The sequence below is a fragment of the Escherichia sp. KTE159 genome (genome assembly GCF_000408805.1).
GTDB lineage: Bacteria > Pseudomonadota > Gammaproteobacteria > Enterobacterales > Enterobacteriaceae > Escherichia > Escherichia marmotae.
On record NZ_KE137292.1, the window covers coordinates 189,996 to 211,393 of the forward strand.

Annotated in this window: 22 protein-coding genes; 17 read left to right on the plus strand and 5 right to left on the minus strand. The window is 49.0% G+C overall.

The features are described 5' to 3' along the window. The first annotated feature begins 12 nt into the window (after window positions 1–12). Genes tauB through tauD form a run of 3 tightly spaced genes read left to right on the plus strand, consistent with a single transcriptional unit; the run spans window position 13 to window position 2,452 of the window. Window positions 13–780, plus strand: a complete 768-nt coding sequence (tauB, locus tag A31E_RS20305) for a taurine ABC transporter ATP-binding subunit (protein ID WP_016248405.1) — start codon at window positions 13–15, stop codon at window positions 778–780. Beyond that, on the plus strand, window positions 777–1,604 hold the full coding sequence (tauC, locus tag A31E_RS20300) for a taurine ABC transporter permease TauC (RefSeq protein ID WP_016248406.1): 828 nt from the start codon (window positions 777–779) through the stop codon (window positions 1,602–1,604). Before tauB ends, tauC begins: the two co-directional genes overlap by 4 nt. Then, the gene (gene tauD / locus A31E_RS20295; protein WP_000004076.1) at window positions 1,601–2,452 is read left to right on the plus strand and encodes a taurine dioxygenase; all 852 of its coding nucleotides are present in this window, start codon (window positions 1,601–1,603) and stop codon (window positions 2,450–2,452) included. Before tauC ends, tauD begins: the two co-directional genes overlap by 4 nt. A 40-nt stretch (window positions 2,453–2,492) precedes the next feature. Here tauD and hemB read toward each other — a convergent pair whose 3' ends face one another. Continuing rightward, window positions 2,493–3,467 (minus strand): porphobilinogen synthase, encoded by a 975-nt coding sequence (hemB, locus tag A31E_RS20290; protein WP_001515859.1) that lies wholly within the window; start codon window positions 3,465–3,467, stop codon window positions 2,493–2,495. Between the two features lie 527 nt (window positions 3,468–3,994). Here hemB and ehaB point away from each other — a divergent pair. Both ehaB and iprA read left to right on the plus strand, forming a co-directional pair. Further along, entirely contained in the window at window positions 3,995–6,943 is a 2,949-nt protein-coding gene (gene ehaB / locus A31E_RS20285; RefSeq protein WP_016248407.1) for an autotransporter adhesin EhaB, read from the plus strand. Window positions 6,944–7,028: 85 nt separating this feature from the next. Beyond that, window positions 7,029–7,652 carry a hydrogen peroxide resistance inhibitor IprA gene (iprA, locus tag A31E_RS20280; RefSeq protein WP_001515860.1) on the plus strand — a complete coding sequence of 208 codons (624 nt, stop codon included), beginning with the start codon at window positions 7,029–7,031 and terminating at the stop codon, window positions 7,650–7,652. Here the strand turns inward: iprA and ampH are convergent, their stop codons facing one another. Beyond that, on the minus strand, window positions 7,653–8,810 hold the full coding sequence (gene ampH, locus A31E_RS20275; RefSeq protein ID WP_000830760.1) for a D-alanyl-D-alanine-carboxypeptidase/endopeptidase AmpH: 1,158 nt from the start codon (window positions 8,808–8,810) through the stop codon (window positions 7,653–7,655). It abuts the gene before it with no gap. 351 nt (window positions 8,811–9,161) lie between these two features. Here ampH and sbmA point away from each other — a divergent pair, with 351 nt between their 5' ends. Both sbmA and yaiW read left to right on the plus strand, forming a co-directional pair. After that, window positions 9,162–10,382, plus strand: coding sequence for a peptide antibiotic transporter SbmA (gene sbmA / locus A31E_RS20270; RefSeq protein WP_001515862.1), 1,221 nt, complete (start codon window positions 9,162–9,164; stop codon window positions 10,380–10,382). Between the two features lie 12 nt (window positions 10,383–10,394). Then, a complete protein-coding gene (gene yaiW, locus A31E_RS20265) occupies window positions 10,395–11,489 on the plus strand; it encodes a surface-exposed outer membrane lipoprotein YaiW (protein WP_016248408.1) in 1,095 nt (364 codons plus the stop codon). A gap of 57 nt (window positions 11,490–11,546) precedes the next feature. Here the strand turns inward: yaiW and A31E_RS20260 are convergent, their stop codons facing one another. Then, complete coding sequence (locus A31E_RS20260) at window positions 11,547–11,855, minus strand: DUF2755 family protein (protein ID WP_000763136.1); 309 nt, start codon at window positions 11,853–11,855, stop codon at window positions 11,547–11,549. 258 nt (window positions 11,856–12,113) lie between these two features. Between A31E_RS20260 and A31E_RS25610 the strand changes: the two genes are divergently transcribed. Next, window positions 12,114–12,326, plus strand: coding sequence for a DUF2754 domain-containing protein (locus A31E_RS25610; RefSeq protein WP_001515864.1), 213 nt, complete (start codon window positions 12,114–12,116; stop codon window positions 12,324–12,326). A 203-nt stretch (window positions 12,327–12,529) separates the two neighbouring features. On the opposite strand, the gene ddlA is transcribed toward A31E_RS25610, so the two are convergent. Further along, window positions 12,530–13,624, minus strand: coding sequence for a D-alanine--D-alanine ligase (gene ddlA / locus A31E_RS20250; RefSeq protein ID WP_016248409.1), 1,095 nt, complete (start codon window positions 13,622–13,624; stop codon window positions 12,530–12,532). Window positions 13,625–14,084: 460 nt separating this feature from the next. Between ddlA and iraP the strand changes: the two genes are divergently transcribed. The 4 genes from iraP (at window position 14,085) to adrA (ending at window position 17,518) form a co-directional block, all read left to right on the plus strand. Further along, a complete protein-coding gene (gene iraP / locus A31E_RS20245) occupies window positions 14,085–14,345 on the plus strand; it encodes an anti-adapter protein IraP (RefSeq protein ID WP_000792967.1) in 261 nt (86 codons plus the stop codon). A 101-nt stretch (window positions 14,346–14,446) separates the two neighbouring features. Then, the gene (gene phoA / locus A31E_RS20240) at window positions 14,447–15,859 is read left to right on the plus strand and encodes an alkaline phosphatase (RefSeq protein ID WP_000814409.1); all 1,413 of its coding nucleotides are present in this window, start codon (window positions 14,447–14,449) and stop codon (window positions 15,857–15,859) included. Window positions 15,860–15,980: 121 nt separating this feature from the next. Further along, window positions 15,981–16,301 (plus strand): phosphate starvation-inducible protein PsiF, encoded by a 321-nt coding sequence (psiF, locus tag A31E_RS20235; RefSeq protein WP_000705171.1) that lies wholly within the window; start codon window positions 15,981–15,983, stop codon window positions 16,299–16,301. Window positions 16,302–16,402: 101 nt separating this feature from the next. Then, the gene (adrA, locus tag A31E_RS20230) at window positions 16,403–17,518 is read left to right on the plus strand and encodes a diguanylate cyclase AdrA (protein WP_000484071.1); all 1,116 of its coding nucleotides are present in this window, start codon (window positions 16,403–16,405) and stop codon (window positions 17,516–17,518) included. 16 nt (window positions 17,519–17,534) lie between these two features. On the opposite strand, the gene proC is transcribed toward adrA, so the two are convergent. Further along, window positions 17,535–18,344: a pyrroline-5-carboxylate reductase gene (gene proC, locus A31E_RS20225; protein ID WP_000412183.1), complete on the minus strand. Its 810-nt coding sequence runs from the start codon at window positions 18,342–18,344 to the stop codon at window positions 17,535–17,537. Window positions 18,345–18,465: 121 nt separating this feature from the next. On the opposite strand from proC, the gene A31E_RS20220 reads away from it, so the two are divergent. From A31E_RS20220 to ppnP, 5 genes are all read left to right on the plus strand, one after another. After that, window positions 18,466–18,924: a YaiI/YqxD family protein gene (locus A31E_RS20220; RefSeq protein WP_000158170.1), complete on the plus strand. Its 459-nt coding sequence runs from the start codon at window positions 18,466–18,468 to the stop codon at window positions 18,922–18,924. A 182-nt stretch (window positions 18,925–19,106) separates the two neighbouring features. Continuing rightward, a complete protein-coding gene (gene aroL, locus A31E_RS20215; protein WP_000193402.1) occupies window positions 19,107–19,631 on the plus strand; it encodes a shikimate kinase AroL in 525 nt (174 codons plus the stop codon). A gap of 49 nt (window positions 19,632–19,680) precedes the next feature. Beyond that, a complete protein-coding gene (yaiA, locus tag A31E_RS20210; RefSeq protein WP_001142443.1) occupies window positions 19,681–19,872 on the plus strand; it encodes a protein YaiA in 192 nt (63 codons plus the stop codon). Between the two features lie 257 nt (window positions 19,873–20,129). Next, window positions 20,130–20,807 (plus strand): AroM family protein, encoded by a 678-nt coding sequence (locus tag A31E_RS20205; protein WP_016248410.1) that lies wholly within the window; start codon window positions 20,130–20,132, stop codon window positions 20,805–20,807. A gap of 71 nt (window positions 20,808–20,878) precedes the next feature. Further along, window positions 20,879–21,163 carry a pyrimidine/purine nucleoside phosphorylase gene (ppnP, locus tag A31E_RS20200; RefSeq protein WP_000941942.1) on the plus strand — a complete coding sequence of 95 codons (285 nt, stop codon included), beginning with the start codon at window positions 20,879–20,881 and terminating at the stop codon, window positions 21,161–21,163. The last annotated feature ends 235 nt before the right edge of the window (window positions 21,164–21,398 follow it).

Here is a 21,398-nt window from a genome sequence, read left to right on the forward strand (position 1 = left end):
AAGGAGGCGCGAATGCTGCAAATCTCTCATCTTTACGCCGATTATGGCGGCAAACCGGCGCTGGAAGATATCAACCTGGCGCTGGAAAACGGCGAATTGTTGGTAGTGCTGGGGCCGTCCGGTTGCGGCAAAACTACCTTGTTAAATTTGATAGCTGGTTTTGTGCCTTATCAGCACGGCAGCATTCAACTGGCGGGCAAGCGTATTCAGGGACCGGGGGCTGAGCGCGGCGTGGTTTTTCAGAATGAAGGATTGCTGCCGTGGCGCAATGTGCAGGATAACGTGGCGTTTGGCCTGCAACTGGCGGGGATGGAGAAAACGCCACGTCTGGAAATCGTGCGCCAGATGCTGAAAAAAGTAGGTCTGGAAGGCGCAGAAAAAAGATATGTCTGGCAGCTTTCCGGTGGTCAGCGTCAACGGGTGGGAATTGCCCGCGCGCTGGCGGCTAATCCTCAGTTGTTATTACTCGACGAACCGTTTGGCGCGCTGGATGCCTTTACCCGCGACCAGATGCAAACCTTACTGCTGAAACTCTGGCAGGAGACCGGCAAGCAGGTGCTGTTGATTACCCACGATATAGAAGAAGCGGTGTTTATGGCAACTGAACTGGTTCTGCTTTCATCCGCTCCTGGCCGTGTGCTGGAGCGGTTGCCGCTCAACTTCGCCCGCCGCTTTGTTGCGGGGGAGTCGAGTCGCAGCATTAAGTCTGATCCACAGTTTATCGCCATGCGCGAATATGTCTTAAGCCGCGTATTTGAGCAACGGGAGGCGTTCTCATGAGCGTGGTCATTAATGAAAAACTGCATTCGCGTCGGCTGAAATGGCGCTGGCCGCTCTCAGGTCGGGTGACTTTAAGCATTGGCACGTTAGCCGTTTTACTTTCTGTATGGTGGGCAGTGGCGGCGCTGCAACTGATTAGCCCGCTGTTTTTACCACCGCCGCAGCAGGTGCTGGAAAAACTGCTCACCATTGCCGGGCCGCAAGGATTTATGGACGCCACACTTTGGCAGCATTTGGCAGCCAGCCTGACGCGCATTTTGCTGGCGTTACTTGCGGCGGTATTGATCGGCATTCCGGTCGGGATCGCGATGGGGATAAGCCCGACGGTGCGCGGCATTCTTGATCCGGTAATCGAACTGTATCGCCCGGTGCCGCCGCTGGCCTATTTGCCGCTGATGGTGATCTGGTTTGGTATTGGTGAAACCTCGAAGATCTTACTGATCTATCTGGCGATTTTTGCACCGGTGGCGATGTCGGCGCTGGCGGGAGTGAAAAGCGCGCAGCAGGTTCGCATTCGTGCCGCGCAGTCGCTGGGCGCAAGCCGTGCGCAGGTGCTGTGGTTTGTTATTCTGCCTGGCGCGCTGCCAGAAATTCTCACCGGAATACGTATTGGTTTGGGGGTGGGTTGGTCTACGCTGGTGGCGGCGGAACTGATTGCAGCGACGCGTGGTTTGGGCTTTATGGTTCAGTCTGCGGGGGAGTTTCTTGCGACTGACGTGGTACTGGCGGGAATTGCGGTGATCGCGATTATCGCCTTTCTTTTAGAACTGGGGTTGCGCGCGTTACAGCACCGCCTGACGCCCTGGCATGGAGAAATACAATGAGTGAACGTCTGAGCATTACCCCGCTGGGATCGTATATTGGCGCACAAATTTCGGGTGCCGACCTGACGCGTCCGTTAAGCGATAACCAGTTTGAACAGCTTTACCATGCGGTGCTGCGCCATCAGGTAGTCTTTCTGCGTGAACAAGCCATTACGCCGCAGCAGCAACGCGCGCTGGCCCAGCGTTTTGGCGAGCTGCATATTCACCCTGTTTATCCTCATGCCGAAGGGGTTGAGGAGATTATCGTATTGGATACCCATAACGATAATCCGCCAGATAACGACAACTGGCACACCGATGTGACGTTTATTGAGACGCCACCCGCTGGGGCGATTCTGGCGGCGAAAGAGTTGCCCTCGACCGGCGGTGACACGCTATGGACCAGCGGTATTGCAGCGTATGAGGCGCTTTCAACTCCCTTCCGCCAACTGTTGAGCGGGCTGCGTGCGGAGCATGATTTCCGTAAATCGTTTCCGGAATACAAATATCGTAAAACCGAGGAGGAACATCAACGCTGGCGCGAGGCTGCTGCGAAAAATCCACCGTTGTTCCATCCGGTGGTGCGTACGCATCCGGTGAGCGGTAAACAGGCGCTGTTTGTTAATGAAGGTTTTACTACGCGAATTATCGATGTCAGCGAGAAAGAGAGCGAAGCGTTGCTGGGCTTTTTATTCGCCCATATCACCAAACCGGAATTTCAGGTGCGCTGGCGCTGGCAGCCAAATGACGTGGCGATTTGGGATAACCGTGTGACTCAGCACTATGCGAATGCTGATTATCTGCCGCAGCGGCGGATTATGCATCGGGCGACAATTCTCGGGGATAAACCGTTTTATCGGGCAGAGTAAGGTGAAGTGCCGGGTAGGGATTACCCGGCATCCATGGTCATTAACGCAGAATTTTTTTCTCAGCCAGATCCAGCGCAAAGTAGCTGAAAATCAGATCCGCGCCCGCACGCTTAATTGAACCTAAGCTTTCGAGCACCACTTTCTCTTCATCTATTGCACCTGCCAGCGCGGCGAACTTAATCATCGCGTACTCACCGCTGACCTGATACGCACCAATCGGCAATTCAGTACGTTCACGCAGTTCACGCACGATGTCGAGGTACGCTCCGGCTGGTTTAACCATCAGGCAGTCTGCGCCCTGGGCTTCATCCAGCAGTGACTCACGAATCGCCTCGCGACGGTTCATTGGGTTCATCTGGTAACTTTTGCGGTCGCCTTTTAATGCGCTTCCGGCAGCTTCGCGGAACGGGCCATAAAAGGAGGAGGCGAATTTAGTCGAATACGACATGATCGCAGTATCTTTAAAACCTGCGGCGTCCAGCGCCTGGCGAATTGCCTGCACCTGACCGTCCATTGCAGCGGAAGGGGCGATGAAGTCTGCACCCGCAGCAGCAGCAACTATCGCTTGTTTGCCTAAATTTTCCAGGGTTGCGTCGTTGTCGACGCCGTGATCGCACAGCACTCCGCAGTGACCGTGAGAAGTGTATTCACAGAAGCAGGTGTCTGACATGACGATCATTTCTGGCACGGTCTGCTTGCAGATGCGTGACATACGCGCCACCAGACCATCTTCCCGCCAGGCATCGCTGCCCGTTTCATCGGTATGGTGAGAAATGCCGAAAGTCATTACGGAACGAATGCCGGCGTTGGCGATGCGTTCTATTTCGCGTGCCAGATGTTTCTCTGGAATGCGCATCACGCCTGGCATGGCTTCAACGGCTTTGTAGTCGTCAATTTCTTCTTCAACAAAGATCGGCAACACCAGGTCGTTAAGGCTAAGTGTTGTCTCTTCAAACATGGCGCGCAGCGCAGGAGATTTGCGCAGGCGACGAGGGCGTTGGATTAAGTCTGTCATGGTCTGCCTGATGTTTGTGGAATTAAGGTGCACAGTATACCTGAAGCGGGGCAGGAGTGTTTTACGAAAGTTGTCGCGATGTTGTTAAGAAGGGAATGAAAGAGAGGCTATGACATCTTTTTAATAGAAATAGCAATAATTTCATATTCATTGAAAATATTTTTAATTTTTATTTATAGCTATTGGTTATTGTTTTTGGTTATTTGATTGCACTGTCAAAAACAGAGTGATTAAAAGTTATTTTGGTTATTGATACATTATTTGTCTGATTTGTTTTTGTAATATATTGCAAAGTGTATGAGTTAAAATTAAGGCTATCATTAACATATTGAAATGCTGCGTTTTTATCTATTTTTGTAATAAGTGTGCACGTGTGATTTATATATGTCCACATTCGGACTTAGGGGAAAGAATAATTGAACCATTCGTCTGTAACGCAGCATAATCGTTAGCGCGAAACATAATATGTTTTCTATGCATTGATAATTGATGGATCAACTTATTACGTCCCTGAGGAGGGATGACAAATGCACTCCTGGAAAAAGAAACTTGTAGTATCACAATTAGCATTGGCTTGCACTCTGGCTATCACCTCTCAGGCTAATGCAGCGACCAACGATATTTCTGGTCAAACTTACAATACTTTCCATCACTACAATGACGCCACCTATGCTGATGACGTTTACTATGATGGTTATGCAGGCTGGAACAACTACGCAGCTGACAGCTATTACAACGGCGATATTTATCCCGTCATCAATAAAGCTACCGTTAATGGCGTAATCTCTACCTACTATCTGGACGATGGTATTTCTACCAATACCAACGCCAATAGTCTGACAATCAAAAACAGCACTATCCACGGTATGATTTATTCCGAGTGCATGACAACTGATTGTGTTGATCGTGCGGATGACTACTACCATGATCGTCTGGCGCTGACTGTTGATAATTCAACAATCGACGACAACTACGAACACTATACTTATAACGGCACCTACAATAATGCCGCTGATACTCATGTTGTAGACGTTTATAACATTGGTACTGCCATTACTCTGGATCAAGAAGTTGATCTGTCCATCTCTAATAACTCTCACGTGGCAGGTATTACGCTGACTCAGGGTTATGAGTGGGAAGATATTGACGACAACACGGTCAGCACTGGCGTAAACAGCAGTGAAGTGTTTAATAACACTATTACTGTTAAAGATTCTACCGTGACCTCAGGTTCATGGACTGATGAAGGAACTACTGGTTGGTTTGGTAATACCGGTAATGCCAGTGATTACAATGGTAATGTCTGGAACGCTGATGATATCGCATTAGCCGTTATTGCACATCCTGATGCTGATAACGCCATGCAGACTACTGCAACATTCGATAACTCCACGCTGATGGGCGATGTGTTCTTCTCAAGCAACTTTGATGAGAACTTCTTCCCACATGGCCGTGATAGCTATCGTGATGCTGACGGTGATGTAGATACTAACGGTTGGGATGGTACTGATCGTCTGGATCTGACCCTGAACAATGGCAGCAAGTGGGTTGGTGCAGCAATGTCTGCGCATCAGGTTGGTGTTGATACTGATAGTGATGGTGTAAATGACTCTTATACCTATGGTGTCAATACCGAAGCTACTGCAACTCTGATCGACATCGCTGCTAATAGCCTGTGGCCTTTATCAACGGTTGGTGTAGAAAACATCGACTCTGAATACAGCGAATTTGATCACATCATCGGTAACGAAGTTTACCAGAGCGGTCTGTTCAATGTGACTCTGAACACTGGTTCACAGTGGGATACCACCAAAACTTCTCTGATCGATACTCTGAGCATCAACAGTGGTTCAACTGTTAATGTTGCTGATTCAACGCTGATTTCTGACTCTATCTCTCTGACAGGTCTTTCTGCGCTGAACATCAACGAAGATGGTCATGTTGCAACTGATTCACTGACTATCGACAACAGTACCGTAACCATCTCTGATGAAGTTTCTGCTGGTTGGGCTGTAGGTGATGCAGCTCTGTATGCGAACAACATCAAAGTGACTAACGACGGTATCCTGGATGTTGGTAACACTGCGGCGAATGCTCTTCAGGTTGATACACTGAACCTGACCAGCACCACTGATACCGGTGGCAACATTCATGCTGGTGTATTCAACATCGAAAGCAACCGCTTCGTACTTGATGCAGACTTGACCAACGACCGTACCAACGACACTACCAAGTCAAACTACGGTTATGGCGTAATCGCAATGAACTCTGATGGTCACCTGACCATTAATGGTAACGGCGATAACGATAACACTGCTTCTATCGAAGCTGGTCAGAACGAAGTTGATAACAGCGGTGACCATGTTGCCGCTGCAACCGGTAACTACAAAGTTCGTATCGACAACGCTACTGGTGCTGGTTCAATCGCTGACTACAACGGTAACGAGCTGATTTACGTTAACGATAAAAACAGCAATGCTACCTTCTCTGCTGCTAACAAAGCTGACCTGGGTGCTTACACCTACGAAGCCCGCCAGGAAGGTAACACCGTTGTTCTGCATCAGACTGAGCTGACCGACTACGCGAACATGGCGCTGAGCATTCCGTCTGCAAACACCAATATCTGGAACCTGGAACAAGACACCGTTGGTACTCGTCTGACCAACTCTCGTCATGGCCTGGCTGATAACGGTGGCGCGTGGGTAAGCTACTTCGGTGGTAACTTCAACGGCAACAACGGCACCATTGACTACGATCAGGATGTTAACGGCATCATGGTCGGTGTTGATACCAAAATTGACGGTAATAACGCTAAGTGGATCGTCGGTGCGGCTGCAGGCTTCGGTAAAGGTGACATGAATGACCGTTCTGGTCAGGTGGATCAAGACAGCCAGTCTGCCTACATCTACTCTTCTGCTCGCTTCGCGAACAACATCTTTGTTGATGGTAGCTTGAGCTACTCTCACTTCAACAACGATCTGTCTGCAACCATGAGCAACGGTACTTACGTTGACGGTAGCACCAACTCTGACGCGTGGGGCTTCGGTTTGAAAGCCGGTTACGACTTCAAACTGGGTGATGCTGGTTACGTAACACCTTACGGCAGCGTTTCTGGTCTGTTCCAGTCTGGTGATGACTACCAGTTGAGCAACGACATGAAAGTTGACGGTCAGTCTTACAACAGCATGCGTTATGAGCTGGGTGTAGATGCAGGTTATACCTTCACTTACAGCGAAGACCAGGCTCTGACTCCGTACTTCAAACTGGCTTACGTCTACGACGACTCTAACAACGATAACGATGTGAACGGCGATTCCATCGATAACGGTACTGAAGGGTCTGCGGTACGTGTTGGTCTGGGTACTCAGTTCAGCTTTACCAAGAACTTCAGTGCCTATACCGATGCTAACTACCTCGGTGGCGGTGACGTAGATCAAGACTGGTCCGCGAATGTGGGTGTTAAATATACCTGGTAATATTCTTCATTCTGAAGAAATAGGTAATTTAATCTAAATAATGCCCGTCAAGGATTTGACGGGCATTACTGCAAAGGACGCGCAAATGTTATCTGTAGTTAAACCTCTTCAGGAATTTGGTAAGCTCGATAAATGTTTGTCCAGATACGGCACGCGCTTCGAGTTTAATAATGAAAAACAAGTTATATTTTCAAGTGATGTTAATAGCGAAGATACATTCGTTATTTTAGAAGGTGTTATCTCTCTGCGTAGAGAAGAAAACGTACTTATCGGTATTACCCAGGCTCCTTATATTATGGGTCTGGCTGATGGATTAATGAAAAACGATATACCATACAAATTAATATCAGAAGGAAACTGTATGGGATATCATCTGCCTGCCAAACAAACCATTACTCTTATTGAACAACATCAACTCTGGCGTGACGCTTTCTATTGGTTAGCCTGGCAAAATCGAATTCTGGAATTACGTGACGTTCAGCTCATTGGTCACAATTCCTATGAACAAATCCGCGCTACTTTATTATCAATGATTGACTGGAATGACGAATTGCGTTCACGTATTGGTGTTATGAATTATATCCATCAACGTACACGCATATCACGTTCTGTCGTGGCAGAAGTTCTCGCGGCTTTACGCAAGGGCGGCTATATCGAAATGAATAAAGGCAAACTGGTTGCTATCAACCGTTTGCCTTCAGAGTATTAATCAGGACGCGGGGATGACCAATGGTTTATTCCCGCTAAGTTCGGTCACCAAATCATTGATGCCATCACTCATATTTTTAAAGCGTGTCAACGGCGAACGCGTGACGACCACAAAAGCACCAATATTTTTTTGCGGGATCATCGCCATATAGGTAATGAATCCGCCACCGCCGCCTGTTTTCTGAATAATTCCCGGACGCCCATCTTTCGGTGCCATATATACCCAGCCTAAACCGAGCGCATCTGCTTTACCGGGTACATCCATGCCGATCACTTTCGTAAACTGCGCGCGTTGATAAATCAGCGTCTGCATACGATCCGCCTGGTTGCTGCGCTGATAAAAATCAGACGACAAATACTGCTGCATCCAGCGCATCATATCGCCAGGCGTGGAATAAACACCGCCGCTGCCTATTGCCGCCAGGGTATTATTACAAGGACTGGCCCCGCGCTCGGCAACCATTAAACGACGGCACTGGTCCGGTGATGGTGTGTATGTGGTGTCTTTCATCCCCAGCGGACGGGTAATCTGCTCTTCAAACAACTGCGTATATGGTTTGCCGGAAGCATTCGCCAGCGCATCTGCCAGTAAGTCGAATGCGAGGTTGGAATATGCAGCCTGACTACCCGGTGCGGCTTTTAGTTTGGCGGTAGAAAGGTATTTCCAACGTTGCTCGCGAGTCGGCCAGACAAATACCGGACGATTTGCTGCGCCGCCGGGCTGTTCACGCGGCAGGGCGCTGGTATGGGTTGCCAGATTCACCAGCGTAATGGGCGTTCCATTGTAGGTCGGCACGCGTGCGCCTGGCGGTGCATATTTACTTAGCGGATCGTTTAATTTCACCGTCCCTTGATCGAGCAATTTCACCAGCATCTCACTGGTCATCAGCTTAGTGAGCGACGCAATTCGCACGACAGAATCTAATTGTGGGCGAACGTTATTACCGGGACGCGTTTCCCCATAACTGCGGAAGACGCGCTGATTACCATCGATAACAACCAGGGCCATCCCCGTGGCACCGCTGCCGTAAAAAATATGATCGGCATAGCGATCGACAATATCAGAGGCGAACTCCGGTTCGGTGATCGACTGCGCCGCATGGACGGAGGTCAATGACGCCGCACACAGCACGGCAGAAAAAAGCAGACTACGTTTCAACGGTGGTGTCCATAAATTAAATGAAGGTAACTAAGCGTATTTATACTACTCATAGATGGATTGCAAAGGGCGAATTAGTGCAATAATAGTGTTAAAAACGTAACGGCGCGTAAACACGTTCTTTTTCCTGCTCACCAATGCCTGCATTTGTGATCCTGCGCGTGTTAATCCGCTAATGTAAACAATCCTTTGTTTGTGAAATCCGTCGAAACAATTCTTACGTTCAGGTTGACGAACTAAGTAGCTTGCCATTGGTCACAATGGGCGGTTTCATTTGGCTTGCTCTTTGGAGTGGTCATGCGGTTTATGCACAGCAGTTGTTAAAATGATAAGAAGTTAGCAGGAGAGCATATGTTTAAGTCTTTTTTCCCAAAGCCGGGTACGTTTTTCCTCTCGGCCTTTGTTTGGGCATTGATTGCCGTGATCTTCTGGCAAGCCGGTGGTGGTGATTGGGTGGCTCGTATCACCGGGGCTTCCGGGCAGATCCCGATTAGCGCCGCCCGTTTCTGGTCATTAGACTTCCTGGTTTTTTATGCTTACTACATTGTTTGTGTAGGACTCTTTGCGCTGTTCTGGTTTATATACAGCCCGCATCGTTGGCAATACTGGTCAATACTCGGTACTGCGCTGATTATCTTCGTTACCTGGTTTCTGGTGGAAGTTGGGGTTGCCGTCAACGCCTGGTATGCGCCGTTCTATGATCTGATCCAAACCGCGCTAAGTTCGCCGCATAAAGTGACCATTGAACAGTTTTATCGCGAAGTGGGCGTCTTTCTGGGGATTGCGCTGATTGCGGTAGTGATCAGTGTGTTGAACAATTTCTTTGTTAGCCACTATGTGTTCCGCTGGCGTACAGCGATGAACGAGTACTACATGGCAAACTGGCAACAACTCCGTCATATCGAAGGTGCCGCCCAGCGTGTGCAGGAAGACACTATGCGTTTTGCCTCTACGTTGGAAAATATGGGGGTAAGTTTTATCAACGCTATCATGACGTTGATCGCCTTCTTGCCGGTGTTGGTGACGCTCTCCGCGCATGTGCCGGAATTGCCGATTATTGGACATATTCCGTATGGCCTGGTGATTGCTGCCATCGTCTGGTCGCTGATGGGCACCGGGCTGCTGGCGGTGGTGGGGATCAAACTGCCGGGACTGGAATTTAAAAACCAGCGCGTAGAAGCGGCTTATCGTAAAGAGTTGGTTTATGGTGAAGACGATGCATCGCGCGCGACGCCGCCAACGGTACGCGAGCTGTTCAGCGCCGTGCGGAAGAACTATTTTCGTCTCTATTTTCACTATATGTATTTCAATATTGCCCGCATTCTCTATTTGCAGGTTGATAACGTTTTCGGTTTGTTCTTGCTGTTTCCGTCGATTGTTGCCGGTACGATTACGCTCGGCCTGATGACGCAAATTACCAACGTTTTCGGCCAGGTGCGCGGTGCTTTCCAGTATCTGATTAACTCATGGACTACGTTGGTAGAGTTAATGTCTATCTACAAACGTCTGCGCAGCTTTGAACATGAGCTGGATGGTGACAAAATTCAGGAAGTAACCCATACGTTGAGTTAAAAAGGAGAGGTAATGTCGCAGTTCACTCGTCTTTCTTCGCTTTCATTGTTGGCGGTTCTGGTTTTAGCGGGGTGTAGTAGTCAGGCTCCGCAACCGTTGAAAAAGGGCGAAAAAGCGATAGATGTAGCGAGCGTCGTGCGGCAGAAGTTGCCCGCCAGCGTGAAAGACCGCGATGCCTGGGCGAAAGATATTGCCACCACTTTTGAAAGTCAGGGGCTGGCACCGACGCTGGAAAACGTCTGCTCGGTGCTGGCGGTGGCACAGCAGGAGTCTAATTATCAGGCGGATCCGGCCGTTCCGGGCTTAAGTAAAATTGCCTGGCAAGAGATTGACCGTCGCGCCGAACGGATGCATATCCCCGCTTTTTTGGTTCATACCGCGCTGAAAATTAAATCACCAAACGGCAAAAGTTACAGCGAACGGTTAGATTCCGTGCGTACAGAAAAGCAGTTAAGCGCGATTTTTGACGATCTGATCAGCATGGTGCCGATGGGCCAGACGCTGTTTGGTTCGCTTAACCCGGTGCGCACGGGTGGGCCGATGCAAGTCAGCATTGCTTTTGCCGAACAGCATACCAAAGGCTATCCGTGGGAAATGGACGGTACTGTCCGTCAGGAAGTCTTTAGTCGTCGCGGCGGATTATGGTTTGGTACTTACCATTTACTGAATTATCCCGCCAGTTACAGCGCGCCGATCTATCGTTTTGCTGACTTTAATGCCGGCTGGTATGCCAGTCGGAACGCCGCGTTTCAGAACGCGGTCAGCAAAGCCAGCGGCGTGAAACTGGCGCTGGATGGGGATTTGATTCGCTATGACAGCAAAGAACCCGGTAAAACAGAACTGGCAACGCGCAAACTGGCAGGCAAACTGGGTATGAGTGACAGCGAAATTCGCCGTCAGTTAGAGAAAGGGGACCGCTTCTCTTTTGAAGAGACGGCGCTGTACCAGAAAGTTTATCAGCTTGCAGAAGCGAAAACGGGTAAATCGCTACCACGTGAAATGTTGCCCGGTATCCAACTGGAAAGCCCGAAAATCACTCGTAACCTTACAACAGCATGGTTTGCGAAGCGCGTTGATGAGCGACGGGCGCGTTGTATGAAACCGTGATCAATGGGGAATCGTAGGCCAGATAAGGCGTTTACGCCGCATCTGGCACAGCAAATCTTACTGGCGACGATGTCGCCAGTGCAGCCATAAAGCAACCACGGCAAAAATGAAGCAACCAACCAAAAATGGGATTAGCCCAAAAATGGTGCCGACACCTAAGCCGATTTCCACTCGTGGGCGGCCTGTATCCTGAACCTGCATTAAACGCTCATAGACGCCAGGCGCATGCACCAACAGATTCAGTAATTGCGCCCCAATCCAAAAGCAAAACAGTACAAACAGCGCATAGGCAATGTTGCCAGGCGTTGAAGAGGTGTTGCGATATTTTCCGTTAAACAGCGATTTTGATAGGGTGAAATCAGCCATAAAAACCTCCGGAAGTCATTTGCTTCTCTTCTGGTGTGATACCAGCGGCTATGGCAAGTCTGACAGGTCATTGAGATTGTCAATATCAGAATCATGGTAAATTGATGGTGGGAATATTCCCGAAGCGTGAATATTCGTCGTGAGTCACAAAATGGTAACTTTAAGCTAAATTTTTTAACGACACTGGAAATGCTGTCTACGCCACAGACGGATGTTACAGAATATGCGAGGATGCTGTTTTTCATTATCGGAGCTGCCATGAATTTGCCTGTAAAAATCCGCCGCGACTGGCACTACTATGCGTTCGCCATTGGTCTCATTTTCATTCTTAACGGTGTGGTGGGTTTGCTGGGATTTGAAGCAAAAGGTTGGCAGACATATGCAGTCGGTCTGGTGACGTGGGTAATTAGTTTCTGGCTGGCGGGGCTGATTATTCGTCGTCGCGATGACGAAACTGAAAACGCCCAATAACATATGATTGGGCGTTCAGGGGATGGCAAAGTGCTCGTTGTTAATGCCGGATGCGGCATTAACGCTTTAGCCTGTCTACAAAATCTTGCAAAATCAATATATTGAAATTATCTGGTAGGCCTGATAAGCGTAGCGCATCAGGCAATCTTACGCTTGTCACCAGTCTTAAACGCCCAATAAAAATATTACCGGGCGATTGAAAATTACATTGTGGTTTTCAACGCGTTATCCGCAGCGTGACGTTCCAGTGCCAGTTCAATCAAACGCGTGATCAGGTCGGTGTAGCCCAGACCGCTGGCTTGCCACAACTTCGGATACATGCTGATATTAGTGAAGCCCGGCAGCGTGTTGATCTCGTTGATCACCACCTCGTTTTCCGGCGTTAAGAAGACGTCAACACGCGCCATGCCAGCACAGCCCAGCGCCTGATAAGCCTGAATGGCAATCACCCGGATCTTATCGTTGATGTCTGGCGCAATGGCTGCCGGAACCACCACTTTCGCACCATCTTCGTCAATGTATTTGGTGTCGTAGGCGTAGAAATCGCTGGTCAGGACGATCTCGCCACAGGTGCTGGCTTGCGGATTGTCGTTGCCCAGAACCGCGCATTCGATCTCACGCCCTTTGATCCCTTGTTCAACGATCACTTTGTGATCGAACTCGAACGCCAGATCGACGGCAATCGCGTACTGTTCTTCGTTAGTCACTTTGCTGACGCCAACAGAAGAGCCCTGGTTAGCGGGTTTAACGAACAGCGGTAAACCCAGTTTAGACTCCACTTCGGCAAAACTGATTTTGTGACGATTGGCGCGTGTCAGGGTAATAAATGGCGCAATGTTCAACCCGGCATCACGCAGCAGACGTTTGGTGACGTCTTTATCCATACAGGCGGCAGAGGCCAGCACATCGGAACCGACAAACGGTAAATTAGCGACCCGCAGCATCCCCTGCAGGGAGCCATCTTCACCCAGCGTACCGTGGACAATCGGGAAAATGACATCTACCGTCGGCAATGGTTGGCCGTTCTGTGCATCAATAAGTTGATGCTCATGTCTACCCGGCACCTGCGCGAGGCTGGTAGCCGAAGGGCGCAACGCGATATGGGCAGGATCGTCTGCGTTTAGCAGATAATTACTGGCATCGCTGACGTGCCATTGCCCTTGTTTATCAATGCCCAGCAGCACAACGTCGAAACGACTTTTATCAATGGCATCGACAATGTTTTTTGCCGATTGCAGAGACACTTCATGTTCCGCTGATTTTCCACCAAAAACGATACCTACCCGCAGTTTTTCCATCTTAAAAACCTATCCCGTCGAACATAAAGAACATACATTACCACGACAAAACGGTTGATTCGCGGCCTTCTGACAGAATGTTGCAATCTTCTGGTCACAAAGCGCTCAGCGTACTGACTGTGAAATATCATCGATTAAATTATGTGCTACAGATCACAAAAATGATGAACGGGAAGCTAATTTGTTGCTGGCATTAACCATGACTCGGCTTGTGAATAACTTAATAATAAGTTAACGAACTAAATATATTTCATAACTTTTTATTATATTAATGATTTATAATTGAATAGCTGTTTTATTTGTAAGGTAATTATTTAAATAAGAGAAACGTTTCGCTGATAAATATGTGGAAATATTTGTGCAAAGTATTTCCTTCGTCATAAAAATACTACTTCCAGCCCCTATGCAGTTATGAAGCATAATGTTAACTTCTCCATACTTTGGATAAGGAAATACAGACATGAAAAATCTCATTGCTGAGTTGTTATTTAAGCTTGCCCAAAAAGAAGAAGAGTCGAAGGAACTGTGCGCGCAGGTTGAGGCACTGGAGATTATTGTCACCGCGATGCTTCGCAATATGGCGCAAAAAGACCAACAGCGGTTGATTGATCAGGTTGAGGGGGCGTTGTATGCGGTAAAGCCCGATGCCAGCATTCCTGATGACGACACGGAGCTGCTGCGCGATTACGTAAAGAAGTTATTGAGGTATCCTCGTCAGTAAAAAATTAAGCCTTTTCAACGATTGTCATAAAGCTGTCACGCCAGAGACTTATAGTCGCTTTGTTTTTATTTTTTACTGTATTTGTACATGGAGAAAATAAAGTGAAACAAAGCACTATTGCACTGGCTCTCTTACCGTTATTGTTTACCCCTGTAACAAACGCCCAGACGCCGCAGACACCCATTCTGGAAAACCGGGCTGCACAGGGAGATATTACTACGCCCGGCGGTGCCCGCCGTTTAACAGGCGATCAGACCGCCGCCTTGCGTGATTCACTTAGCGATAAGCCGGTAAAAAATATTATATTACTGATTGGCGATGGGATGGGGGATTCGGAAATTACTGCCGCACGAAATTATGCCGAAGGTGCGGGCGGTTTTTTTAAAGGAATCGATGCGTTACCGCTTACCGGGCAATACACTCACTATTCTCTGGATAAAAGAACCGGTAAACCGGACTACGTAACCGACTCCGCTGCGTCAGCAACCGCCTGGTCAACTGGCGTCAAAACCTATAACGGCGCGCTGGGCGTCGATATTCATGAAAAAGATCATCCAACGATACTGGAGATGGCAAAAGCCGCAGGCCTGGCCACTGGCAACGTTTCAACGGCTGAATTGCAGGATGCCACACCTGCCGCGCTGGTGGCGCATGTGACGTCGCGCAAATGCTACGGACCGAGCGTTACCAGTGAAAAATGCCCGAGTAATGCGCTGGAAAAAGGCGGTAAAGGCTCCATCACTGAACAACTGCTTAACGCTCGTGCCGATGTAACGCTTGGCGGCGGTGCAAAAACGTTTGCAGAAACAGCAACCGCCGGTGAATGGCAGGGAAAAACGCTGCGTGAACAAGCACAGGCGCGTGGTTATCAGTTAGTAACTGATACAGCCTCGTTAGAAGCGGTGACGGAGGCAAATCAGGATAAACCACTGCTCGGATTATTTTCCGATGGCAATATGCCGGTACGCTGGAAAGGCCCAAAGGCGTCTTATCACGGCAATATCGATAAGCCTGCGGTAACTTGTACTCCGAATCCGCAGCGTAATGACAGCATACCGACGTTAGCGCAGATGACCGACAAGGCCATTGAGTTATTAAGTAAAAATGAAAAAGGCTTCTTCCTGCAAGTCGAAGGTGCATCGATCGACAAACAGGATCACGCCGCGAATCCTTGTGGGCAAATTGGTGAGACGGTTGACCTTGATGAAGCTGTACAACGGGCGCTGGAATTTGCCAAAAAAGATGGTAACACCCTGGTAGTGGTAACGGCTGACCATGCTCACGCCAGCCAAATTGTCCCGCCGGATACCAAAGCACCGGGTCTGACTCAGGCGTTAAATACCAAAGATGGCGCAGTAATGGTGATGAGCTACGGTAACTCTGAAGAGGATTCGCAAGAGCATACTGGCAGCCAGTTGCGTATTGCTGCTTATGGCCCGCACGCTGCAAACGTCGTTGGCCTGACCGATCAGACCGATCTCTTCTACACCATGAAAGCCGCATTGGGCCTGTAATTAAACCGCACCCGACGATGAATTTGTGTCGTCGGGTGGTTTTTTTGCTGTTAGCAACCAGACTTAAAGGCAGATCACGGGCGCAAACGCTCCTGGTTAAAATGTTAAGAGGGATGGTGCTATGAAAATAACATTACTGGTTACCCTGCTATTCGGTTTAGTTTTTTTAACCACAGTCGGCGCTGCCGAGAGGACGTTAACCCCGCAACAACAGCGTATGACTTCCTGTAATCAACAGGCCACGGCGCAGGCGTTGAAAGGGGATGCCCGTAAGACGTACATGAGTGATTGCCTGAAGAACAGCAAGTCTGCGCCCGGCGAGAAGAGTTTGACGCCGCAACAGCAGAAGATGCGCGAATGCAATGGTCAGGCGACGCAGCAATCTCTGAAAGGTGATGATCGCAATAAGTTTATGAGCACCTGCCTCAAGAACGCCGCGTAATACCTGATAGTGCTAACGGGTGAGCTAAGAAAATGGCTCACCCGAAATATCATACTCCCGCTCTTAATCCCGTCTCTATAATTTGGGCAAATTGTTTCTAAATGTTCCCAAAAATAATGAATGATGAAAACTTTTTCAAAAAAGCGGCGGCGCACGGGGAGGAACCACCATTAACTCCTCAAAACGAACATCAGCGTTCCGGGCTGCGCTTTGCCCGTCGCGTCAGGTTGCCCCGTATGGTTGGGCTGGCTGGGATGTTCTTACCGATTGCATCAACGCTGGTTTCGCACCCGCCGCCGGGGTGGTGGTGGCTGGTGTTGGTCGGCTGGGCTTTTGTCTGGCCGCATTTAGCCTGGCAGTTAGCGAGCAGGGCCATTGATCCACTTAGCCGGGAAATTTACAACTTAAAAACTGATGCAGTATTAGCGGGGATGTGGGTAGGCGTGATGGGCGTAAACGTGCTGCCTTCGATCGCGATGTTAATGATTATGTGTCTGAATTTGATGGGGGCTGGTGGCCCTCGTCTGTTTGTCGCTGGTCTGGTGTTAATGGTAGTTTCCTGCCTTGTCACGCTTGAACTAACGGGTATCACGGTGTCGCTAAATAGTGCACCGCTGGAGTGGTGGCTTTCCCTTCCCATTATCGTTATTTATCCTCTGCTGTTTGGCTGGGTCAGCTACCAGACGGCAACAAAACTTGCAGAACATAAACGCAGATTGCAGGTAATGAGCACTCGTGATGGCATGACGGGGGTTTATAACAGGCGTCACTGGGAAATTATGCTGCGTAATGAGTTTGATAATTGTCGGCGGCATAACCGCGATGCGACGTTATTAATCATCGATATCGACCATTTCAAAAGCATCAACGACACCTGGGGCCACGATGTGGGTGATGAAGCGATTGTGGCACTGACCCGACAGTTACAAATCACTCTGCGCGGCAGTGATGTGATTGGTCGTTTTGGGGGCGATGAATTTGCGGTGATTATGTCTGGTACGCCAGCAGAAAACGCCATTACCGCCATGTTACGCGTACATGATGGGCTAAATACATTACGCTTACCAAGTACGCCGCAGGTGATGTTGCGGATAAGTGTTGGTGTCGCGCCGCTGAGTCCGCAAATGAGTCACTATCGCGAGTGGCTGAAATCGGCCGATATGGCACTCTATAAAGCAAAGAAAGCCGGACGTAACCGCACCGAAGTGGCGGCCTGACGTCCGGAGTGGTTCATCAGGATTTGCTAAGTTTTTCTGATTTTTCCATACACTTCGTCATCGCTTCGATCACTGCGGCACGGAAACCTTTCTCTTCCAGCACGCGTACTGCTTCAATGGTGGTGCCTCCTGGTGAGCAGACCATATCTTTCAATACGCCCGGATGTTCTCCGGTTTCCAGCACCATTTTTGCAGATCCCATTACCGCCTGGGCGGCAAATTTATACGCCTGCGCGCGTGGCATCCCACCTAGTACGGCGGCGTCGGCCATCGCTTCGATAAACATAAAAACATAGGCAGGTGAAGAACCGCTCACGCCGACCACCGGGTGGATCATCGGCTCGGCAATCACCTCCGCCTCGCCAAAACAGCGGAAAATATTCAGCACATCGGCGGTATCCTCTGGCGTGACCAGTGCGTTTGGCGTCACGGAGGTCATCCCGGCATTGACCAGCGCGGGAGTGTTCGGCATGGCGCGGATAATTTTCCGGTCATGGCCCAGTGCCCGGGCAAGTTGGTCGAGTGTGACGCCCGCAGCAATAGAAACCACCAGCGAGTCTTTATTCAGGCTGGAAGTGATTTCACTAAGCACTTTGATCATAATGCCAGGTTTAACAGCGGCAAAAACGATGTCGGTGATTTGTGCCACTTCCTGCGCCGATTCTGCGGCGTTGATGCCAAACTGATCATGCAAAGCGGCGACTTTATCCGGGGAGGGGGTATAGACCCAGATTTGCCCTGGAAGAACCTGACCACTGGCAATCAGACCGCCGAGAATGGCTTTTCCCATATTGCCGCAGCCAATAAAACCGATTTTCTTTTCCATTGCCTCACTCCTGCCGTGAAATTCATTGTTTTGGAAAGCGCCTGGTCAGAAGCATAAACAGAACTATGCCGGAAGGCAAAAGCGCGACACAATAGAGGATGACCCAACAAAGGAGGGGCTTATGACGATATGGGTGGATGCCGATGCGTGTCCCAATGTAATTAAAGAGATTCTGTATCGCGCAGCAGAACGTATGCAGGTGCCGTTGGTGCTGGTGGCAAATCAGAGTTTACGCGTGCCGCCATCGCGGTTTATTCGCACGCTACGCGTCGCGGCAGGCTTCGATGTTGCCGATAATGAAATTGTACGTCAGTGTGAGCCGGGCGATCTGGTGATCACTGCTGATATTCCTTTGGCTTCTGAAGTCATCGAGAAGGGGGCTGCGGCACTTAATCCACGTGGCGAACGTTACACGACGGCGACCATTCGCGAACGCCTGACAATGCGCGATTTTATGGACACCTTACGCGCCAGTGGTATTCAAACCGGGGGGCCAGATAGCCTTTCACAACGTGACCGCCAGGCCTTTGCCGCTGAGCTGGAAAAGTGGTGGCTGGAAGTGCAACGTAGTCGCGCATAAATGTAATTTATTATTTACACTTCTTTCTCGCTAATTTCTTGGTATAGTAAGGTGTAGATTGAAATTTTTACCTTAAGTGGAATTATTTCTTTACAATCGAAATTGTACTAGTTTAATGGTATGATCGCTATTCTCACGAAACCGGCTTTCGCCGCATTGCGGCCTTTTGGGGAAAACCCACGATGACACAACCTCTTTTTCTGATCGGGCCTCGGGGCTGTGGTAAAACAACGGTCGGAATGGCCCTTGCCGATTCGCTCAACTATCGGTTTGTCGATACCGATCAATGGCTGCAATCACAACTCAATATGACGGTCGCAGAGATCGTCGAAAGGGAAGAGTGGGGCGGATTTCGCGCCAGAGAAACCGCAGCACTGGAAGCGGTGACTGCGCCATCCACTGTTATTGCCACGGGCGGCGGCATTATTCTGACGGAATTTAATCGTCACTACATGCGCAATAACGGGATTGTGGTTTATTTGTGTGCGCCAGTAGCGGTACTGGTTAATCGCCTGCAAGCTGCACCCGAAGAGGATTTGCGACCAGCCTTAACCGGAAAACCGCTAAGTGAAGAAGTTCAGGAAGTGCTGGAAGAACGCGATGTGTTATATCGCGAAGTTGCGCATATTATCATTAACGCTAACAACGAACCCAGCCAGGTGATTTCTGAAATTCGTTGCGCCCTGGCACAGACGATCAATTGTTGATTCCCGAGTGCCTATACTTAACGTTCATCCCGTGAAATAAGGAAGAACGATGCCAACGAAACCACCTTATCCTCGTGAAGCATATGTTGTGACGATTGAAAAAGGAAAACCAGGGCAGACCGTAACCTGGTATCAGCTTAGAGCCGATCATCCCAAACCTGACTCTTTAATCAGCGAACATCCGACAGCTTTGGAAGCGATGGATGCGAAAAAACGCTATGAGGATCCTGACAAAGAGTGACCGTATCAGACTGCTCGGAAAGGACTCTGAGTGCCGCTACAACGGACTTGCGTCACATTTTTCGCAATCCATGTTTTCCTAATAATTAGAATATTAAACAATAACAATCCATTACTGGAATCATTTGGAATCTTTACATTATGCCGGATGCGTCTGCTGCTACGCTTTTTGTCATTTGTAGCACAGGTAAGTGTCAGCAGTGGTGCTTAGCATTTGCCCGGTAATTAACGACGAAATAAAAGTAAGGTGGAAGAACAATGAGTGCGTCGTTGGCGATCCTGACCATCGGCATTGTACCTATGCAGGAAGTTTTGCCGCTCCTGACTGAGTACATTGACGAAAATAACATTTCCCATCATAGCCTGCTGGGGAAGTTAAGCCGCGAAGAAGTGATGGCGGAGTATGCGCCAGAAGCAGGTGAAGAAACGATTCTCACTTTATTAAATGATAATCAACTGGCCCACATTTCGCGTCGTAAAGTGGAGCGCGATCTGCAAAGCGTGGTTGAAGTGCTTGATAATCAGGGGTACGACGTCATTTTGCTGATGAGTACGGCAAACATTAGCTGTATGACGGCGCGTAATACAATCTTTCTCGAACCGTTACGTATATTACCACCGCTGGTTTCCTCCATTGTCGAAGGTCATCAGGTCGGTGTTATTGTACCGGTAGAAGAACTGTTGCACGTTCAGGCGCAAAAATGGCAAATCCTGCAAAAACCCCCCTTGTTTTCTCTGGGCAATCCCATTCACGATTCTGAACAGAAAATCATCGATGCCGGGAAAGAATTACTGGAAAACGGCGCAGATGTCATCATGCTGGATTGTTTGGGCTTTAACCAACGTCATCGCGATTTACTGCAAAAACAGCTCGATGTTCCTGTTTTGCTCTCTAACGTATTGATTGCAAGGCTGGCTGCAGAATTACTGGTTTAATTTTGCGTGACAGTCAGCGCCTCTGACCCCTATAGTGAAGTGGATGTTTAACTACCAGACAGGGCCAGTTTATGCTTCAAAGTAACGAGTACTTTTCCGGCAAAGTGAAATCGATCGGCTTTTCCAGCAGCAGCACTGGTCGCGCCAGCGTTGGTGTCATGGTTGAAGGCGAATACACCTTCAGCACCGCTGAACCTGAAGAGATGACGGTAATCAGCGGGGCGCTGAATGTGTTGCTGCCTGATGCGACCGACTGGCAAGTGTATGAAGCCGGTTCCGTATTCAATGTTCCCGGCCACAGTGAATTCCATTTGCAAGTTGCTGAACCGACCTCTTATTTGTGCCGCTATCTGTAATATCTCGCCTTCCCGTTGATTGGGAGGGCATTTTTCTGAAAAGTAATTTGTTTTTATAATTAAAAATTTCAAAGGCTGCTGATTTTTATATTTTTGATATATTCAAATCAATTGGCTTTATTGAACGTTAACATTTAAATCAAAGGGTTAGGTGCTTGTATTGCTGACCATGACGTTCAATCTCTAATTCATTGCTACCGCTACCTGATGCGCAATTAAAATAGTGGAAGCTCCG

Coding starts and splice junctions, on each gene's coding strand:
- tauD (WP_000004076.1), top strand. CDS start 1,601: ATGAGTGAACGTCTGAGCATTACCCCGCTGGGATCGTATATTGGCGCA.
- A31E_RS20260 (WP_000763136.1), bottom strand. CDS start 11,855: ATGGCTGATTTCACCCTATCAAAATCGCTGTTTAACGGAAAATATCGC.
- A31E_RS25610 (WP_001515864.1), top strand. CDS start 12,114: ATGAATTTGCCTGTAAAAATCCGCCGCGACTGGCACTACTATGCGTTC.
- sbmA (WP_001515862.1), top strand. CDS start 9,162: ATGTTTAAGTCTTTTTTCCCAAAGCCGGGTACGTTTTTCCTCTCGGCC.
- adrA (WP_000484071.1), top strand. CDS start 16,403: ATGTTCCCAAAAATAATGAATGATGAAAACTTTTTCAAAAAAGCGGCG.
- ppnP (WP_000941942.1), top strand. CDS start 20,879: ATGCTTCAAAGTAACGAGTACTTTTCCGGCAAAGTGAAATCGATCGGC.
- tauB (WP_016248405.1), top strand. CDS start 13: ATGCTGCAAATCTCTCATCTTTACGCCGATTATGGCGGCAAACCGGCG.
- psiF (WP_000705171.1), top strand. CDS start 15,981: ATGAAAATAACATTACTGGTTACCCTGCTATTCGGTTTAGTTTTTTTA.
- hemB (WP_001515859.1), bottom strand. CDS start 3,467: ATGACAGACTTAATCCAACGCCCTCGTCGCCTGCGCAAATCTCCTGCG.
- yaiW (WP_016248408.1), top strand. CDS start 10,395: ATGTCGCAGTTCACTCGTCTTTCTTCGCTTTCATTGTTGGCGGTTCTG.
- A31E_RS20220 (WP_000158170.1), top strand. CDS start 18,466: ATGACGATATGGGTGGATGCCGATGCGTGTCCCAATGTAATTAAAGAG.
- iraP (WP_000792967.1), top strand. CDS start 14,085: ATGAAAAATCTCATTGCTGAGTTGTTATTTAAGCTTGCCCAAAAAGAA.
- aroL (WP_000193402.1), top strand. CDS start 19,107: ATGACACAACCTCTTTTTCTGATCGGGCCTCGGGGCTGTGGTAAAACA.
- A31E_RS20205 (WP_016248410.1), top strand. CDS start 20,130: ATGAGTGCGTCGTTGGCGATCCTGACCATCGGCATTGTACCTATGCAG.
- tauC (WP_016248406.1), top strand. CDS start 777: ATGAGCGTGGTCATTAATGAAAAACTGCATTCGCGTCGGCTGAAATGG.
- ehaB (WP_016248407.1), top strand. CDS start 3,995: ATGCACTCCTGGAAAAAGAAACTTGTAGTATCACAATTAGCATTGGCT.
- iprA (WP_001515860.1), top strand. CDS start 7,029: ATGTTATCTGTAGTTAAACCTCTTCAGGAATTTGGTAAGCTCGATAAA.
- ddlA (WP_016248409.1), bottom strand. CDS start 13,624: ATGGAAAAACTGCGGGTAGGTATCGTTTTTGGTGGAAAATCAGCGGAA.
- proC (WP_000412183.1), bottom strand. CDS start 18,344: ATGGAAAAGAAAATCGGTTTTATTGGCTGCGGCAATATGGGAAAAGCC.
- yaiA (WP_001142443.1), top strand. CDS start 19,681: ATGCCAACGAAACCACCTTATCCTCGTGAAGCATATGTTGTGACGATT.